Origin of the sequence: Stenotrophomonas sp. 278 (assembly GCF_003935715.1) — a bacterium.
Taxonomy (GTDB): Bacteria; Pseudomonadota; Gammaproteobacteria; order Xanthomonadales; family Xanthomonadaceae; genus Stenotrophomonas; species Stenotrophomonas maltophilia_AH.
Genome location: NZ_RHPP01000291.1, coordinates 1 through 1,246, shown reverse-complemented (window position 1 = coordinate 1,246; position 1,246 = coordinate 1). Strand labels below are relative to the sequence as shown.

Below are 1,246 nucleotides of genomic sequence, written 5' to 3'. Positions count from 1 at the left end.
TCTACGCTTTGACATGAACACTCCTCATGGCCTGGATCGGCCTTCTTGTAAGTGTCCGTGAAAACGGGGGTGAACCCTAGCGGACAAGTACGATACCGAGATTGCTTCGAGACTATTTTACGGCAAGGATGGGATCGTTATAGGAACCGCGACCAGTGACGGTTTCAGACACAGTGTAAACCCGGACTTCTCAAGTGGGCCATCCCCGTTCTCTGTCCCTGCTGGTACCGTCCATACCCATCCGGGGCTTCAGTTGTTCAGTGGAAATGATCTTAGATATGTTGTAGATCAGTACAACAAATGGGTGAGAATGTCCGGTGTGGCTGGTTTCGATCAGAGCGCAATCGTCTCATTGGCCAACGGCAGAGTTGTGGAATGGAAGGTAAGTAGCTTTGTTGAGCACGGAAAGAAGGCATATCTGAACGAGGATTTCTACAGTGAACACTAGATGTCTCGTGCTTCTTCTGATAGCGGTTGCTTGCTGTGCGTCAGCCAAGGCAGAGCTGCGCAGCGAGGTGGGGGGCTGTTTTGGAGTGCGGGGAATAGGCCCTGGAGGCTCTGATGAGATCGTTTGCAGTGAGAGCTTCCCAGCTCTTTGGTCCTCTGCTGATCGAGATGACTCTCGCTATATCGAAATCACAGGGTATGTAGCTTACGTGTTTGGGGGGGCTTATTTGTTCCCCTCAAAAGACCTTTACTATTACTCTGCTGGTCAGGGTGGGATAAGGCTTCATGTGGAGTCGAGCCAGCAGGACTCCCTGAGGAAGATCGCGCAGAGGGAGCGCCCAGTGACTTTGATGGGACTTTACCAGCCGGCTCCTAAGCGCGGCGGTGCGAGGCCGATGGGGGCGCTTGATGTAGCTGGAAATCGATTCTGGATGCCAACCCTCCCAGATGAAGTTCCAGATGTCCCGGAGCCTGCTCGTTAAGAGTTTGGAGGTATTGGGGTCCTGTACGAAAATTGTTTGCGCACCCGTTCAACGCGCGAAACCGGTTGGCGAGAAGCTGTCTGATCGGCGACCGCACGGCATGGTGTGCAGCCGCCAATCATGAATATCCCGTGTTTGTGGCGACGCTGCCACTATCCGGTACCGGCAATCAGCCTCGGCGGCACCTGCTACAGCACCACCTTTTCGATGTCGTGGGGCGGCATTGCTGCAGCCACCCATTACGAGGTGGTGGAACGCGCAAATGGCGGCGGCTGGAGCACCGTGTACGCCTCAGCACCCACCAGTCTCACACTCGG

Annotated in this window: 1 pseudogene; it reads left to right on the top strand. The window is 54.9% G+C overall.

Annotated elements, in window-relative coordinates:
- Positions 1-1,049: 1,049 nt before the first annotated feature.
- Positions 1,050-1,246: pseudogene (locus EGJ34_RS22590) on the top strand (hypothetical protein); the annotation flags it as partial.